Origin of the sequence: Pseudomonas putida (genome assembly GCF_004357765.1) — a bacterium.
Lineage (GTDB): Bacteria > Pseudomonadota > Gammaproteobacteria > Pseudomonadales > Pseudomonadaceae > Aquipseudomonas > Aquipseudomonas putida_U.
On the sequence record NZ_SMTE01000006.1, the window covers coordinates 159,000 to 174,455 of the forward strand.

Here is a 15,456-nt window from a genome sequence, read left to right on the forward strand (position 1 = left end):
GCGGGTAAACCCGCGAAGAGGCCCGCGTCGTTCTAGAGCCTCACACTGGCAAACGTCGACTCGTTACGCGCCTGACTCAACGCCGCCATCGGCCCACTGTGCGGCGACAGGGCCATGGCCTGCGGAATCGGCATCATCGCCACCTGCTGCGCGGTATTGGAACCCACACGCTCGTCACGCGGCGGAATGCCGAAGTACTCGCGGTAGCACTTGGAGAAGTGCGGTGTGGAGACGAACCCGCACACCGAGGCCACCTCGATGATCGACATCGGGGTCTGCTTGAGCAGTTGCCGGGCGCGGATCAGGCGCAGCTTCAGGTAGTAGCGTGACGGCGAGCAGTGCAGGTACTTCTGGAACAGCCGCTCGAGCTGTCGCCGCGACACCGACACATATACCGCCAACTCGTCGAGGTCGATCGGCTCTTCCAGGTTGGCCTCCATCAGCGCGACGATTTCCTGCAGCTTCGGCTGGTTGGTGCCGAGCATGTGCTTGAGCGGCACCCGCTGGTGGTCCTGCTCGTTGCGGATGCGCTCGTAGACGAACATCTCGGAGATCGCTGCCGACAGCTCGCGACCATGATCGCGGCTGATCAGGTGCAGCATCATGTCCAGCGGCGCGGTGCCGCCGGAGCTGGTGAAACGGTTACGGTCGAGGGTGAACAGGCGAGTGCTCATGTTGACCCGCGGGAAGGCCTCCTGCATGGCGGCCAGGCATTCCCAATGCACGCTGCAATCGAAACCATCGAGCAGGCCGGCACAGGCCAATGCCCAACTGCCGGTGCATACCGCGCCCAGACGGCGAGACTGACGCGCCTGGACCTGCAGCCAGGTGACGTGCTCGCGGGTGACGCTGCGCTGGATACCCACGCCGCCACAGACGATCACGGTATCGATGGGCGGTGCGCTGTGCATCGCTGCGTCGGGAGTGATCTGCAAGCCATCGCTGGCCCAGACCTGGCCGCCGTCGGCAGTCAGCGTGTGCCAGCGGTACAGCTCGCGGCCGGACAGCTGGTTGGCCATGCGCAGCGGCTCGACGGCCGACGCCAGGGAAATCAGGGTGAAGTTGTCCAATAGGAGAAACCCGATGGACTGGGGTGCTGTGCGGTTCTGGGATTGATTCCCGGAGGTGTAGGACGTCATCGCGGTTTCTCCTCACACAAATGCTGGGGTGTGCCTCAGGCGAGCACTGATTCTTGTTATGGCGCCGGCTCAAAATGCCGGCGCTTGGATGCCAATCTCAACGCAAAGGTCGTGCCTAAAATTGAATGGTCGTCCGAAAAAACCTGAAAACGACCCCTTAATCAGGCAAATCAGGCACTTCGCCAAGCGTTGGTCAATCTTCGCAAACCTGCGTGCTAGCGCATTGCACGTAACGGCTGAGCAATTTGGTGACACGCGCAATATTGGTTGCCCAGAAACGACACTCTTGAGTGTCACCGACAACGCCAACACTGATTACGACAGCCGACGATCGGTCGGGATGAGCGGTGCACCAAGAAGGAGCGTTGAAACAAAATGATGCACCGGTAGATCATTCGCGGCGTTTTCACGGGCAAGCCCGCCCCCACAGACAATCCACGAAATCGAAGCATTGTGGGTTTCCTGTGCGGGCTTGCCCGCGAACAACACCAGTTACATCAACATTCGATGGCGCTGACCGCCAGGCCACCGCGCGAAGTTTCTTTGTACTTGTCGTGCATGTCGGCGCCGGTGTCACGCATGGTACGGATCACCTGATCGAGGGAAATGAAATGCTCGCCGTCGCCACGCAGCGCCATCTGCACCGCGTTGATGGCTTTCACTGCGGCAATCGCATTGCGTTCGATGCACGGCACCTGCACCAACCCGCCGACCGGGTCGCAGGTCAGCCCTAGGTTGTGCTCCAGGGCGATTTCAGCGGCGTTTTCCACCTGCGCCGGAGTTGCACCGAGCACCTCGGCGAGGCCTGCCGCGGCCATGGCGCAGGCCGAACCGACCTCACCCTGGCAGCCGACCTCGGCACCGGAAATCGAAGCGTTCTTCTTGCACAGGATGCCTACCGCGGCCGCACTGAGGAAGAAGTCGACCACACTGGACTCGTCCACGGCATCGCTGAAGCGCATGTAGTAGTGCAACACTGCCGGGATGATCCCCGCCGCGCCGTTGGTAGGCGCGGTGACCATGCGCCCGCCGGCGGCGTTCTCTTCGTTGACCGCGAGGGCGAACAGGTTGACCCACTCCATCGCGCTCATGGTCGAGCCGATCACATTGGGCTTGCCGATTTCCTGCAGGCTGCGGTGCAGTTTGGCGGCGCGGCGGCGCACGTTGAGCCCGCCCGGCAGCGTGCCTTCGTACTTCAGGCCATTGGCGACGCACTCCTGCATGGCGTCCCAGAGCTTATGCAAGCCTGCGCGGATTTCTTCCTCGCTGCGCCAGACCTTCTCATTGGCCATCATCAATTGCGACACGCTGAGGTCGTTTTGCTTGCACAAGCGCAGCAGCTCGGCGGCGCTGTTGAAATCGTACGGCAGCACCGTCTGGTCGGCGTCCAGCACACCGCTGGCAGCCTGCGCGGCATCGACCACGAAGCCACCACCGACCGAGTAGTAAGTGTCGCGGTGCAGCTCGCCCTGCTCACCTTCGGCGATCAAGGTCATGGCGTTGGGGTGGTATGGCAGGTTCTCGTCCAGCAGCAGCATGTCGCGGGCCCAGACGAACTCGACGGGCAGCTGGTTATCCAGCAACAAGGTGTTGGTTTCGCGCAGGTCGGCGATGCGTGGCACGATCTGCGTCGGGTCGATGGCGTCAGGCCATTCTCCCATCAGGCCCATGATCGTGGCGTTATCGGTGCCGTGGCCGACCCCGGTGGCCGACAGCGAGCCATACAGCCGCACCTCGACCCGCTTGACCCGTTGCAACTCGCCGCGCTCGCGCAGCCCCTGGACGAACAACGCACCGGCCCGCATGGGCCCCACGGTGTGCGAGCTGGAAGGCCCGACACCGATCTTGAACAGGTCGAACACGCTGATGGCCATTGTCGAATCACCTCTTGCTGGGCTTGTCTCTGCGCGCCATGCGCAGGGCGGGGGCAACTGCTAGGCTGATAGCTGCGAGCCGCCAGGAATGCACGCATCATCGGGCTTTTGCCTACCCCCTCGCCGTCTGCAACCGACGTACTTTTGTCCAGCTGCGCCGCTGACTTTTCCTACCCGCAAGCGCCGCTTTCGAGTGACCTTGTGACGTAAAAGCGCGGCTGTATGGGTAGAAAAACCCATAAACGACATCGCCCATACTGGATGCGACCCGTTGCGTACTGGATACGACCCCACCAGTAGGCGATTGCCCGGCGCTGGAGGATTATCGAAAGCGACTCGTATAGCACGGCCACGCAACCTGCCCTCTGCAGGCCTGGTCGACCGGACCCTCAGAACGCCCGGCGACCCACGCGAACCCGAAGACAAAATCACAGGAGTCCATCCATGAAAGGTTCACCCTCGCTGTTGCTGGTAGCGTTGCTCACCGCTCCGCTGCTGGCCCAGGCCGCCGAACCCGAACAGTGCCAGACGGTACGGTTCTCCGATGTCGGCTGGACCGACATCACGGTCACCACGGCCACCACCAGCGTCGTGCTCGAAGCCCTGGGCTACAAGACCCACACGACGATGATCTCGGTACCGGTGACCTACAAGTCACTGGCCACCGGCAAGGACCTGGACGTGTTTCTCGGCAACTGGATGCCGACCATGGAGAACGACATCAAGCAATACCGCGACGCCGGCACCGTAGAAACCGTGCGCGCCAACCTGGAAAACGCCAAATACACCCTGGCGGTCCCCCAGGCGCTGTATGACAAGGGGCTGAAGGATTTCAGCGACATTCCCAAGTTCAAGAAAGAACTGGACGGCAAGATCTACGGCATCGAGCCCGGCAACGATGGCAACCGCACCATCCAGAGCATGATCGACAAGAACGCCTTCGGTCTGAAGGACGCCGGGTTCAAGATCGTGCAGTCCAGCGAGGCCGGCATGCTCTCGCAGGTCGACCGCGCGCAGAAGCGTGGCGAGGCGATCGTGTTCCTGGGCTGGGAACCGCATCCGATGAACACCCGCTTCAAGATGCAGTACCTGACCGGCGGGGACGAGTTCTTCGGTCCCGATTTCGGTAAGGCGACCGTGCTGACCAACACCCGCAAGGGCTATGTGCAGGAATGCAGCAACGTTGGCCAACTGCTGAAGAATCTGTCGTTCGAGCTCAAGGATGAGAGCACCATGATGGGCTATGTCCTGGACGACAAGATGAAACCCGAAGCAGCCGCCAAGAAGTGGCTCAAGGACAACCCCGGCAAGCTCGATACCTGGCTCGCCGGCGTTACCACCGTGGATGGCAAACCCGGCCTTGAGGCGGCCAAGGCCAAGCTCGTGCAATAACGAAATACGTAATAGCGCTACCTCGGGGCGGGACCGTGCCCGCCCCGGACTGATTTCAATCTTTGCAGGTGGAAGCTCGCTATCATGCTCATCGATCACAAAATACCCCTGGGTCAGTACATCGCGTCGTTCGTCGAATGGCTGACCCAGAACGGCGCCGATTATTTCGACGCCATCGCTCAGGGCCTGGAATTCATGATCCATGGCGTCACCAGTGCCCTGACCTGGTTCAACCCGTATGTCCTCGTCGCCCTGTTCGCCGCCCTTGCTTACCTGATCCAGCGTAAATGGTCGCTGACCGTCTTCGTCGCCCTGTCCTTCCTGCTGATCCTAAACCTGGGTTACTGGCAGGAAACCATGGAGACCCTGGCCCAGGTCAGCTTCGCCACCGTCGTCTGCGTTGCCATCGGCGTGCCGTTGGGCATCGTCGCGGCGCACAAGCCGATGTTCTATACCGCCATGCGTCCGATCCTGGACCTCATGCAGACGGTGCCGACCTTCGTCTACCTGATCCCGACCCTGACCCTGTTCGGCCTGGGCGTGGTGCCGGGGCTGATCTCCACGGTGGTATTCGCCATCGCCGCGCCCATCCGCCTCACCTACCTGGGTATCTGCGACGTGCCGCAGGAGCTGATGGACGCCGGCAAGGCATTCGGCTGCTCGCGCCGTCAATTGCTGACCCGCATCGAACTGCCTCACGCCATGCCGAGCATCGCCGCCGGCGTGACCCAATGCATCATGCTGTCGCTGTCGATGGTGGTGATCGCCGCCCTGGTAGGCGCCGATGGCCTGGGCAAGCCTGTGGTCAACGCACTGAACACCGCCGATATTTCCCTGGGCTTCGAAGCAGGTCTGGCCATCGTGCTGCTGGCGATCATGCTCGACCGTATCTGCAAGCAACCGGAGCTGCCGGTAAGGGGTGAAGCATGAGCATCATTCGTTTCGAAGACGTCGACGTCATTTTCTCCAGCAAGCCGCGCGAAGCGCTGGCATTGCTCGACGAGGGCAAGACCCGCGAACAGATCCTCAAGCAGACCGGGCTGGTGGTGGGAGTCGAGAAGGCCAATCTGGACATCAACAAGGGCGAGATCTGCGTGCTGATGGGCCTGTCGGGCTCGGGCAAGTCGAGCCTGCTGCGCTGCATCAACGGCCTCAACACCGTCAGCCGCGGCAAGCTGTTCGTCGAGCACGAAGGCAAGCACATCGACATCGCCAACTGCACCGCGGCGGAGCTGAAACTGATGCGCACCAAGCGCATCGCCATGGTGTTCCAGAAATTCGCCCTGATGCCTTGGCTGACGGTGCGCGAGAACATCAGCTTCGGCCTTGAGATGCAGGGCCGTCCGGAGAAAGAACGGCGCAAGCTGGTCGACGAGAAACTCGAGCTGGTCGGTCTGACCCAATGGCGCAACAAGAAACCGGACGAACTCTCCGGCGGCATGCAGCAGCGCGTGGGCCTGGCCCGGGCGCTGGCGATGGATGCCGATATCCTGCTGATGGATGAACCGTTCTCGGCCCTCGACCCGCTGATCCGCCAAGGCCTGCAGGATGAACTGCTGGAACTGCAACGCAAACTGAGCAAGACCATCGTGTTCGTCAGCCACGACCTGGACGAGGCGCTCAAGCTGGGTAGCCGCATCGCCATCATGAAGGACGGGCGGATCATCCAGTACAGCAAACCCGAGGAAATCGTCCTCAACCCGGCCGATGACTACGTACGTACCTTCGTCGCCCACACCAACCCGCTGAACGTGCTGTGCGGGCGCAGCCTGATGCGCACTCTGGACGACTGCAAGCGAGTCAATGGTTCGGTGTGTCTGGATCCGGGCGGCGACTCGTGGCTGGACCTGGGCGAAGGCAACTCGATCAAGCGCGCCCGTCAGGGACAGAACGGTCTGGACATGCAGAACTGGGCGCCGGGACAGGCAGTGGAAGGGCTGGGGCGCAAGCCGACGCTGGTGCACGCCGACATCGGCATGCGCGACGCGCTGCAGATTCGTTACCAGACCGGCAACAAACTGGTGCTGCAGGAAGACGACAAAGTGGTGGGGATTCTCGGGGATACCGAGCTCTATCACGCGCTGCTCGGCAAGACCCACGGGTGATGCAATTGGGGCCGCCTGGCGGCCCATTCGCGGGCAAGCCCGCTCCCACAGGCCCTCCACCGATTTCAAGGACGGTGCGGTACCTGTGGGAGCGGGCTTGCCCGCGAATGGGCTGCAAAGCAGCCCCAATCAATGCTTCAGCGAACGACGATGCCGCGCGAAGCCATGTAGGCCTTGGCCTCAGGCACGGTGTACTCGCCGAAGTGGAAGATGCTCGCCGCCAACACCGCGCTGGCATGCCCTTCCAGAATCCCGTCAGCCAGGTGCTGCAGGTTACCCACTCCGCCCGAAGCAATCACCGGAATCCCCAGCGCATCGCTGATGGCGCGGGTCACGCCCAGGTCGAAGCCATTCTTCATGCCGTCCTGGTCCATGCTGGTCAGGAGGATCTCACCCGCTCCCAGGCCTTCCATCTTCTTCGCCCACTCGACCGCATCCAGCCCGGTTGGCTTGCGTCCGCCATGGGTGAAGATCTCCCAGCGCGGCTCCTCGCCGGGGCCCGACACCTTCTTGGCGTCGATAGCCACGACGATGCACTGCGAACCGAAACGGTCCGCGGCTTCGCCAACGAACTCCGGGTTGAACACCGCGGCGGTGTTGATCGACACCTTGTCGGCACCGGCATTGAGCAGATTGCGGATGTCCTGCACGGTACGCACGCCACCGCCCACGGTCAGTGGAATGAACACCTGGCTGGCCATGCGCTCGACGGTATGCAGGGTGGTGTCGCGGCCATCGACGCTGGCGGTGATGTCGAGGAAGGTGATTTCATCGGCACCCTGCTCGTTGTAGCGACGGGCGATTTCCACCGGGTCACCGGCGTCACGGATGTTCTCGAACTTGACGCCCTTGACCACCCGGCCGTTGTCCACGTCCAGGCAAGGGATGATGCGCTTGGCCAATGCCATGGTTCAGTCCTCAGCCTTGGTAGTTGTCACAGAAGGCCTGGGCCTCGGCGACATCGAGCGTGCCTTCGTAGATGGCGCGGCCAGTGATGGCGCCGATGATGCCAGGGGCCTTGGCATCGAGCAGGGCCTTGATGTCACCCAGGTTGTGGATACCGCCCGAAGCGATCACCGGAATCGAGGTGGCTTCGGCGAGTGCCTTGGTGAACGGCACGTTACAGCCTTGCATCATGCCGTCCTTGGCGATGTCGGTGTAGACGATCGCCGAGACGCCATCGGCCTCGAAACGCTTGGCCAGGTCGATGACCTGCACCGAGCTGACTTCGGCCCAGCCGTCGGTGGCGACGAAGCCGTCCTTGGCGTCCAGGCCGACGATGACCTTGCCCGGGAACGCCTTGCACGCCTCGGCCACGAACTCAGGCTGCTTGACCGCCTTGGTGCCGATGATTACGTAGCTGACACCCGCCTTGACGTAGTGCTCGATGGTTTCCAGCGAGCGGATGCCGCCGCCGATCTGGATCGGCAAGGTCGGATAGCGCTTGGCGATGGCGGTGACCACTTCACCGTTGACTGGCTGGCCTTCGAAGGCACCGTTTAGGTCGACCAGGTGCAGCCGGCGGCAACCACCCTCGACCCACTTGGCGGCCATGCTCACCGGGTCGTCGGAAAACACCGTGGAGTCTTCCATGCGGCCCTGGCGCAGGCGCACGCAGGCTCCGTCCTTCAGATCGATAGCGGGGATAATCAGCATGTGTGTTCCTCGAAAAGTCACAAGCTGCAAGCTTCAAGCGACAAGCTTGCACGCGTTTGCCCGAGCTAGGCGCAAGTGCCTGGCGCTAGTAGCTCGGAGCTTGAAGCCAAAGACTTACCAGCGCCCGTCCCAAGCGACGAAGTTCTGCAGCAGCTGCAGGCCATGGGTATGGCTCTTCTCCGGGTGGAACTGCACGGCAAAGCGCGATCCGTCGGCCAGCGCAGCGGCGAAGTCGACGCCGTAGTGGCCACGACCGACCACCTGCCCCGGCTTGCCGGCATTGATGTAGTAGCTGTGCACGAAATAGAAGCGCGCGCGGTCGGAGATGTCGTGCCACAGCGGGTGGTCGATGGTCTGGCTGACCTCGTTCCAGCCCATGTGCGGCACCTTCAGGTGCTCACCGTCTTCTTCCAGGCCCTTGCCGAAGAAGCGCACCTGGCCCGGGAACAGGCCAATGCAGTCGACGCCGTCGTTTTCCTCGCTGTGCTCCAGCAGCGCCTGCATGCCGACGCAGATACCGAGAAACGGACGATCCTGGCTGACTTCGCGGACCAGGCTGTCGAAGCCCAGGCGGCGAATCTCGGCCATGCAGTCGCGAATCGCGCCGACGCCCGGGAACACCACACGGTCCGCCTCGCGGATCACCGCGGCGTCGCTGGTGACCAGCACCTTGCCGGCGCCGACGTGCTCGAGCGCCTTGGCCACCGAGTGCAGGTTACCCATGCCATAGTCGATTACGGCTACCGTCTGCATTTACAGGCACCCTTTGGTCGACGGCATCTGGCCGGCCATGCGCTCGTCGAGGGTCACGGCCATGCGCAGGGCGCGGCCGAAAGCCTTGAACACGGTCTCGATCTGGTGATGGGTGTTGTGGCCGCGCAGGTTGTCGATGTGCAGGGTCACCAGAGCGTGGTTGACGAAGCCCTGGAAGAACTCCTGGAACAGGTCGACATCGAAGCCACCGACGCTGGCACGGGTGTACGGCACGTGCATCTGCAGGCCCGGACGGCCAGAGAAGTCGATGACCACGCGCGACAGCGCTTCGTCCAGCGGCACGTAGGCGTGGCCGTAGCGGAAGATGCCCTTCTTGTCGCCAATGGCCTGGGCGAATGCCTGGCCGAGGGTGATACCGACGTCTTCGACGGTATGGTGATCGTCGATATGCAGGTCGCCCTTGCACTCGATATCCAGGTCGATCAGCCCGTGGCGAGCGATCTGGTCAAGCATGTGTTCAAGGAACGGCACGCCGATATCGAATCGGGCCTTGCCACTGCCATCGAGGTTGATCGAGCACTTGACCTGGGTCTCCAGGGTATTGCGCTCGACGGAAGCCTTACGTTCGACCATCACCAGCTCCGCAAAATCATTGGGCGAAAAGGGCTCCATTATAGGCCCAGAACGCGCCCGCTTGAAACGCGGATGACATATGGCAAAGCGAGGAATTACGGGGACCGACAGTGCTACAGGTCTATACAACCGGGTATCAGGGGCTGCTTGGCAGCCCATCGCCGGCAAGCCGGCTCCTGCAGAAGAGGTCCTGGAGGAGCCGGTTTGCCGGTGACAGAGCCCTTTCAGGCCGTGAAAACGCTGGCTATTTCATCGTTCAATGGAACAACACAGCCGTTTTCTGCAGGGTGATCCACACCCCCCAGGCCAGCGGAATCACTACTACCGCCCAGGCGATCAGCACCAGCGGCAGGCTGCCCGGTGCCGCGTGCCATTCCAGCGAACGCGCGCCATCGGCGCCTTTGTCGTGGCTCAGGGCACGCTCGGCGGCCAGTTCGGCATCGCTCATGAAGTGCTTGTCGGCCACCGGACGGATCAGCAGGTTGCAAATGAAGCCCAGTACCAGCAGACCGGAGAGGATGTACAGGGTCATGTCATAGGCCGCTGCACGCTCCACGCCTGCCGCCAGTTGGTACTCGCGCAGGTAGGTGATCAGCACCGGGCCGAGCACACCGGCCGCGGCCCACGCGGTCAGCAGGCGACCATGGATGGCACCGACCATCTGGGTACCGAACAGGTCGGCCAGGTACGCCGGTACAGTGGAGAAACCGCCGCCGTACATCGACAGAATGATGCAGAACGCCGCTACGAACAGCGCCACGTTGCCCAGGTGACCCATGTTGGGGATCAGACTGTAGAGGCCAACGCCGAGGGCGAAGAAGGCGAAGTAAGTGTTCTTGCGGCCGATGTAGTCGGAGAACGAAGCCCAGAAGAACCGACCACCGATGTTGAACAGACTCAGCAGGCCGGTGAAGCCGGCGGCGATCGCTGCGATCTGGGTCAGTTGTGCGGCATCCAGTTGGCTGAAGCTCAGCTCATTGCCCAGCAGCTTGCCGGCGAACACTTCCTGCAGCAGCGGGGAAGCCATGCCGAGGATACCGATACCGGCCGAGACGTTCAGGCACAATACCAGCCAGACCAGGGCGAACTGCGGGGTCTTCCAGGCGACGCTGACGTGCACGTGACGGTCGGTGACCATACCGTTGCCGGCTTTCTTCGCTGGAGCCGTCCAGCCTTCAGGCTTCCAGCCAGTCGGAGGAATGCGGTAGGCCAGGGCACCTGCGGTCATGAACACGAAGTAAACCGCAGCCATCACCACGAAGCTCTGCCAGACGCCGACTTCCTGGGCGTTGCCGAAGTGGCCCATCAGCGCGGTCGCCAGAGGTGCACCGACCATCGCGCCGCCGCCGAAGCCCATGATCGCCATGCCGGTGGCCATGCCGCGTTTGTCCGGGAACCACTTGATCAGGGTCGACACCGGCGAGATGTAGCCCAGACCCAGGCCGATACCACCGATCACACCGGACCCCAGCCACATCAGCCAGAGCTGGTGGGTTTTCACGCCGATCGCCGAGATCAGCATGCCGCCACACCAGCACAGCGCCGACACCAAGCCGGCCTTGCGCGGGCCGGCGTGTTCCAGCCAACCGCCGAGCACGGCGGCCGAGCAACCAAGGAAGACGAAGAACAGGGTGTAGATCCAGCTCAACATCGAGATCGGCCAGTCGCACTCGCTGGTGAACATACGGGCGATGAAGCCCATGTCGGCGGAACAGGCGACCGGTGCGGTGATACCGATGGCTTGCGACAGGGGCAGCCAGAACACCGAAAAGCCGTAGGCCATACCGATGCACAGGTGAATCGCCAGGGCTGCCGGCGGTACCAGCCAGCGGTTGAAGCCCGGGCGGGCGATGATGCGCTCCTTCGACAGGAAGCCTGGCGATGTCGCCAGGCCTTCGGCCGTGATAGTACTGCTCATGGATTTATCCTTATGTAGGTAGACGGGGCTGGCGGATTTAATCCCAGGCTCTTGTGGGGTGTACGCAAGGCGTAGCAGGCCTTTTCCAGGGTGACGCGCTGCGACCATAGGTCGCGGCCGCTCCGACAACGGCGCAAGGTTACCAGCATCCGGCGCAATGAAAGCAATCTGATATCGCGTTTTTTTGCCAAGCTGAAACGGTATTTCCTTGCTGTATGCCTGCGGCGGTCCTTTCGCGGGCAAGCCCGCTCCCACAGGGACCGCGCCGCTGTCGAAGGCCTCGGAGATCCGGTGGGAACTGCAGGGAAACCCGGAACTGAATCCTCATAACCCGATCCATTCGTACGAAATGCCCTATCTCGCTAGTCGAATTCTCAGGGCCCATGGCGGCGGCGCTATACTCTGCCCCGCGAAATTCATAAAACGGACTACAAGGACTCGCCCATGAAAGCGTTCGGCAAAATCCTGGGGCTGGGCCTACTCGGGCTGTTGCTGATCATCGTGGCGCTGGGCTTCGCCCTGACCCACCTGTTCGATCCCAACGATTACAAAGACGAAATCCGCCAGCTGGCCCGCGACAAGGCCCACGTGGAGCTGACCCTCAATGGCGACATTGGCTGGAGCCTGTTCCCCTGGCTGGGTCTGGAACTGCACGATGCCAGCATCGCCACGCTGACTGACCCCAAGGCGCCGTTCGCCGACCTGCAGATGCTGGGTCTGTCGGTCCGCGTACTGCCACTGCTGCGCCGCGAAGTACAGATGAGCGACGTGCGCGTAGAAGGCCTGAACCTGACCCTGGCGCGTGACGAGCACGGCCATGGCAACTGGGAAGACATCGGCAAGCCACTGCCAGCCGAAAACGGCACCACGCCTGGCACGCCGGCACCGGCAACAGGCGAGCAGCCAGCACCGACGCCTGAGCGCAGCAACGAGCGGGCGGTCAAGCTCGACATCGACAGCCTGACGGTCAACAACGCCCGCGTGCAGTACACCGATGCCCAGACCGGCAAAAGCTACAGCGCCGAAAGCATCCAACTGAGCACCGGCCCCGTGCACGAAGGCTCGAACATCTCGCTCAAGGCCAGCGCCTTCCTCAGCGCCAGCCAACCCAATATCAAGGCGCGCACCGAGCTGGCCGGCGATCTGCGCTTCGACCGCAAGCTCAAGCGCTACAACTTCGAGGACATGCGCCTGTCGGGTGAAACCTCCGGTGAGCCATTGGCCGGCAAGACCCTGAGCTTCTCGGCCCAAGGCCAGTTACTGGTCGACATGGGGGCAAACGTCGCCTCATGGACCGGCCTGAAGCTTTCGGCCAACCAGTTGCGTGCCCTGGGCGAGCTGAACCTGCGCGACCTGGACAAGACCCCACAGCTGAGCGGCGGCCTGTCCATCGCGCAATTCGACCTGCGCGCCTTCCTCGATGGCATCGGTCAGACACTGCCGCCCACCACCGACCCGGCCGCGCTCACCAAGCTGGAGCTGGTCAGCCGCCTGCAAGGCTCGCCGAATGCGCTGGCCCTGGAAGATCTGGCGGTGAAACTGGACGACACCAGCTTCGCAGGTCGCGTCGCCATCGAAGATTTCGCCAAACAGGCCATACGCGTACAGCTCAAGGGCGACAAGTTCAACGCCGACCGCTACCTGCCGGCCAAGAGTGAAGAAGCCAAGGGTGCCACCGCTGCCCGTCAGGCCGAGGTCGAGCAACAACAAGCCAGCGTCGTGGCGGGCAGCACGCCGTTGCCCAACGCCCCGACCCAGGTGGCCTGGAGCAATGACAAACTGCTGCCGGTCGACCGTCTGCGCGCCCTCGACCTGCAAGCCAATCTGGCCTTCAACGCCCTGACCCTGGACCAACTGCCGATCACCGACGCCCAGTTGCAGGTCACGGGCCAAGGTGGTCTGGTTACCCTGCGAACCCTGCGCGGCGGCCTCTACGACGGCAGCTTCGAGGCCAAGGGCACCGTCGACGTGCGGCCTGCGGTGCCGCAGGTCGGCATCAACACCAAGATCAACCGGGTACCGGTGGAACACTTCATCAAGCCCCACGGCAAGGACCAGACCCCGCCAGTCAAAGGCCTGCTGACCTTGACCAGCGACCTCACCGCCAGCGGCAACAGCCAGAAGGCACTGGTCGACACCCTCAATGGCAGCGCACACTTCACGATCAACGACGGCGTGCTGGTCAATGCCAACCTCGAGCAGCAGCTGTGCCAGGCCATCGCCACGCTCAACCGCAAGACCCTGAGCGGCGAACCACGCGGCAAGGACACGCCCTTCCAGGAACTGCGCGGCAGCCTGGTGGTGCGCAACGGTGTAGCCAGCAACCCCGACCTCAAGGCCCGCATCCCAGGCCTGACCGTCAATGGCCACGGCGACCTCGACCTGCGCGTGCTGGGCATGGACTACAACGTCGGCGTGGTGGTCGAGGGCGATCAGCGCGCCATGCCCGACCCGGCCTGCCAGGTCAACGAGCGCTATGTCGGCATCGAAGTGCCGCTGCGCTGCCGTGGTCCCCTGGAATTGGGCGCCAAGGCCTGCCGCCTGGACCAGAATGGGCTGGGCAAAGTGGCCGCGAAGCTGGCCGGCGACCGCCTGAAAGACAAGATCGATGAAAAACTCGGAGAAAAAGTGAGCCCAGAATTGAAAGACGCGCTCAAGGGGCTGTTCAAACGATGAGCCCCGAGCAGTTCTCCAACGCCGTTCTGGATTGGTACGACCAGCACGGCCGGCACGACCTGCCCTGGCAACAGGGCATCACCCCCTACCGCGTGTGGGTGTCGGAAATCATGCTGCAGCAGACCCAGGTCAGCACCGTGCTCAACTACTTCGACCGCTTCATGCAAGCCTTGCCGACCGTGCAAGCGCTGGCCGAAGCGCCGGAGGACGAAGTGCTGCACCTGTGGACCGGACTTGGCTACTACACCCGCGCACGTAACCTGCAGAAGGCGGCGAAGATCGTCGTCGAGCAGCACGGCGGCGAGTTCCCGCGCAGCGTCGAGCAGCTGATCGAGCTCCCCGGCATCGGCCGCTCCACCGCCGGCGCCATTGCCAGCATCAGCATGGGCATCCGTGCACCGATCCTCGACGGCAACGTCAAGCGTGTGCTGGCCCGCTACACCGCCCAGGCGGGATACCCCGGCGAGCCCAAGGTGGCCAACCAGCTGTGGGCCACCGCCGAGCGCTTCACTCCTCAGGCGCGGGCCAACCACTACACCCAGGCGATGATGGACATGGGCGCGACGCTGTGTACCCGCAGCAAGCCCAGCTGCCTGATCTGCCCGCTGCAACGCGGCTGCGAGGCGCACCTGCACGGCGAGGAAACCCGCTACCCCGAGCCCAAGCCGCGCAAGACGCTGCCCCAACGCCGCACGTTAATGCCGCTGCTGACCAACCACGACGGCGCCATCCTGCTCTATCGCCGTCCGTCCAGCGGGCTGTGGGGCGGGTTGTGGAGCCTGCCGGAGCTGGATGACCTCGGCCAGCTCGACGACCTCGCCTACCAGCACGGCCTGCGCCTGGCCGAAAGCCGCGCGCTGGATGGCCTGACTCACACCTTCAGCCATTTCCAGCTGGCCATCGAACCCTGGCTGGTGCGCGTCGACCCGATCGGCGAGCACGTGGTCGAGGCCGACTGGCTCTGGTATAACCTCGCCACCCCGCCGCGCCTGGGCCTCGCCGCCCCGGTGAAGAAGCTGCTCAAACGCGCGGCCGACGAATTGATTGCAGGAGAAGCCCGATGACCCGCACCGTGATGTGCCGCAAGTACAACGAAGAACTGCCAGGCCTGGACCGTCCGCCCTACCCCGGCGCCAAGGGCCAGGACATCTTCGAGCACATCTCGCAGAAGGCCTGGGCTGACTGGCAGAAACACCAGACCATGCTGATCAACGAGAAGCGCCTGAACATGATGAACGCCGAGGACCGCAAATTCCTCCAGGCCGAGATGGACAAGTTCTTCGCCGGTGAGGAGTACGCCCAGGCCGAAGGCTACGTTCCACCGAGCGAATGACCCCAGAAATCGTAAG

13 protein-coding genes are annotated in these 15,456 nt (G+C 63.0%); 6 read left to right on the forward strand and 7 right to left on the reverse strand.

Annotated elements, in window-relative coordinates:
- Nucleotides 1-32: 32 nt before the first annotated feature.
- Both E2H86_RS10660 and E2H86_RS10665 read right to left on the reverse strand, forming a co-directional pair.
- The gene (locus tag E2H86_RS10660; protein ID WP_133327486.1) at nt 33-1,139 is read right to left on the reverse strand and encodes a GlxA family transcriptional regulator; all 1,107 of its coding nucleotides are present in this window, start codon (nt 1,137-1,139) and stop codon (nt 33-35) included.
- A 497-nt stretch (nt 1,140-1,636) separates the two neighbouring features.
- Complete coding sequence (locus E2H86_RS10665; RefSeq protein WP_133327488.1) at nt 1,637-3,013, reverse strand: L-serine ammonia-lyase; 1,377 nt, start codon at nt 3,011-3,013, stop codon at nt 1,637-1,639.
- 444 nt (nt 3,014-3,457) lie between these two features.
- Between E2H86_RS10665 and E2H86_RS10670 the strand changes: the two genes are divergently transcribed.
- From E2H86_RS10670 to choV, 3 genes are all read left to right on the forward strand, one after another.
- On the forward strand, nt 3,458-4,405 hold the full coding sequence (locus tag E2H86_RS10670; RefSeq protein ID WP_133327490.1) for a choline ABC transporter substrate-binding protein: 948 nt from the start codon (nt 3,458-3,460) through the stop codon (nt 4,403-4,405).
- 81 nt (nt 4,406-4,486) lie between these two features.
- A complete protein-coding gene (choW, locus tag E2H86_RS10675) occupies nt 4,487-5,335 on the forward strand; it encodes a choline ABC transporter permease subunit (protein WP_196172089.1) in 849 nt (282 codons plus the stop codon).
- The gene (gene choV / locus E2H86_RS10680) at nt 5,332-6,510 is read left to right on the forward strand and encodes a choline ABC transporter ATP-binding protein (protein WP_133327494.1); all 1,179 of its coding nucleotides are present in this window, start codon (nt 5,332-5,334) and stop codon (nt 6,508-6,510) included. Before choW ends, choV begins: the two co-directional genes overlap by 4 nt.
- A 137-nt stretch (nt 6,511-6,647) precedes the next feature.
- Here choV and hisF read toward each other — a convergent pair whose 3' ends face one another.
- The 5 genes from hisF to E2H86_RS10705 all read right to left on the reverse strand — a co-directional run bounded on the left by hisF (nt 6,648) and on the right by E2H86_RS10705 (nt 11,431).
- Nucleotides 6,648-7,418, reverse strand: a complete 771-nt coding sequence (hisF, locus tag E2H86_RS10685; RefSeq protein ID WP_079226229.1) for an imidazole glycerol phosphate synthase subunit HisF — start codon at nt 7,416-7,418, stop codon at nt 6,648-6,650.
- Nucleotides 7,419-7,428: 10 nt separating this feature from the next.
- The gene (gene hisA / locus E2H86_RS10690; RefSeq protein WP_003257484.1) at nt 7,429-8,166 is read right to left on the reverse strand and encodes a 1-(5-phosphoribosyl)-5-[(5-phosphoribosylamino)methylideneamino]imidazole-4-carboxamide isomerase; all 738 of its coding nucleotides are present in this window, start codon (nt 8,164-8,166) and stop codon (nt 7,429-7,431) included.
- Nucleotides 8,167-8,280: 114 nt separating this feature from the next.
- The gene (hisH, locus tag E2H86_RS10695; RefSeq protein ID WP_133327496.1) at nt 8,281-8,919 is read right to left on the reverse strand and encodes an imidazole glycerol phosphate synthase subunit HisH; all 639 of its coding nucleotides are present in this window, start codon (nt 8,917-8,919) and stop codon (nt 8,281-8,283) included.
- Nucleotides 8,920-9,513 carry an imidazoleglycerol-phosphate dehydratase HisB gene (hisB, locus tag E2H86_RS10700; RefSeq protein WP_133327498.1) on the reverse strand — a complete coding sequence of 198 codons (594 nt, stop codon included), beginning with the start codon at nt 9,511-9,513 and terminating at the stop codon, nt 8,920-8,922. It lies immediately after the preceding gene.
- A gap of 256 nt (nt 9,514-9,769) precedes the next feature.
- Entirely contained in the window at nt 9,770-11,431 is a 1,662-nt protein-coding gene (locus tag E2H86_RS10705; protein ID WP_133327500.1) for an OFA family MFS transporter, read from the reverse strand.
- A 444-nt stretch (nt 11,432-11,875) separates the two neighbouring features.
- Between E2H86_RS10705 and E2H86_RS10710 the strand changes: the two genes are divergently transcribed.
- Genes E2H86_RS10710 through E2H86_RS10720 form a run of 3 tightly spaced genes read left to right on the forward strand, consistent with a single transcriptional unit; the run spans nt 11,876 to nt 15,440 of the window.
- A complete protein-coding gene (locus E2H86_RS10710) occupies nt 11,876-14,107 on the forward strand; it encodes an AsmA family protein (protein WP_133327502.1) in 2,232 nt (743 codons plus the stop codon).
- The gene (mutY, locus tag E2H86_RS10715) at nt 14,104-15,171 is read left to right on the forward strand and encodes an A/G-specific adenine glycosylase (RefSeq protein WP_133327504.1); all 1,068 of its coding nucleotides are present in this window, start codon (nt 14,104-14,106) and stop codon (nt 15,169-15,171) included. The genes E2H86_RS10710 and mutY overlap by 4 nt, the downstream gene beginning before the upstream one ends.
- Complete coding sequence (locus E2H86_RS10720; RefSeq protein WP_133327505.1) at nt 15,168-15,440, forward strand: oxidative damage protection protein; 273 nt, start codon at nt 15,168-15,170, stop codon at nt 15,438-15,440. The genes mutY and E2H86_RS10720 overlap by 4 nt, the downstream gene beginning before the upstream one ends.
- Nucleotides 15,441-15,456 lie beyond the last annotated feature (16 nt).

Bases quoted from the DNA above. Each gene is read 5' to 3' on its own strand.
- hisH (WP_133327496.1), bottom strand. From the start codon at position 8,919: ATGCAGACGGTAGCCGTAATCGACTATGGCATGGGTAACCTGCACTCG.
- hisF (WP_079226229.1), bottom strand. From the start codon at position 7,418: ATGGCATTGGCCAAGCGCATCATCCCTTGCCTGGACGTGGACAACGGC.
- hisA (WP_003257484.1), bottom strand. From the start codon at position 8,166: ATGCTGATTATCCCCGCTATCGATCTGAAGGACGGAGCCTGCGTGCGC.
- choV (WP_133327494.1), top strand. From the start codon at position 5,332: ATGAGCATCATTCGTTTCGAAGACGTCGACGTCATTTTCTCCAGCAAG.
- hisB (WP_133327498.1), bottom strand. From the start codon at position 9,513: ATGGTCGAACGTAAGGCTTCCGTCGAGCGCAATACCCTGGAGACCCAG.
- E2H86_RS10720 (WP_133327505.1), top strand. From the start codon at position 15,168: ATGACCCGCACCGTGATGTGCCGCAAGTACAACGAAGAACTGCCAGGC.
- E2H86_RS10670 (WP_133327490.1), top strand. From the start codon at position 3,458: ATGAAAGGTTCACCCTCGCTGTTGCTGGTAGCGTTGCTCACCGCTCCG.
- E2H86_RS10710 (WP_133327502.1), top strand. From the start codon at position 11,876: ATGAAAGCGTTCGGCAAAATCCTGGGGCTGGGCCTACTCGGGCTGTTG.
- E2H86_RS10665 (WP_133327488.1), bottom strand. From the start codon at position 3,013: ATGGCCATCAGCGTGTTCGACCTGTTCAAGATCGGTGTCGGGCCTTCC.
- E2H86_RS10660 (WP_133327486.1), bottom strand. From the start codon at position 1,139: ATGACGTCCTACACCTCCGGGAATCAATCCCAGAACCGCACAGCACCC.
- mutY (WP_133327504.1), top strand. From the start codon at position 14,104: ATGAGCCCCGAGCAGTTCTCCAACGCCGTTCTGGATTGGTACGACCAG.
- E2H86_RS10705 (WP_133327500.1), bottom strand. From the start codon at position 11,431: ATGAGCAGTACTATCACGGCCGAAGGCCTGGCGACATCGCCAGGCTTC.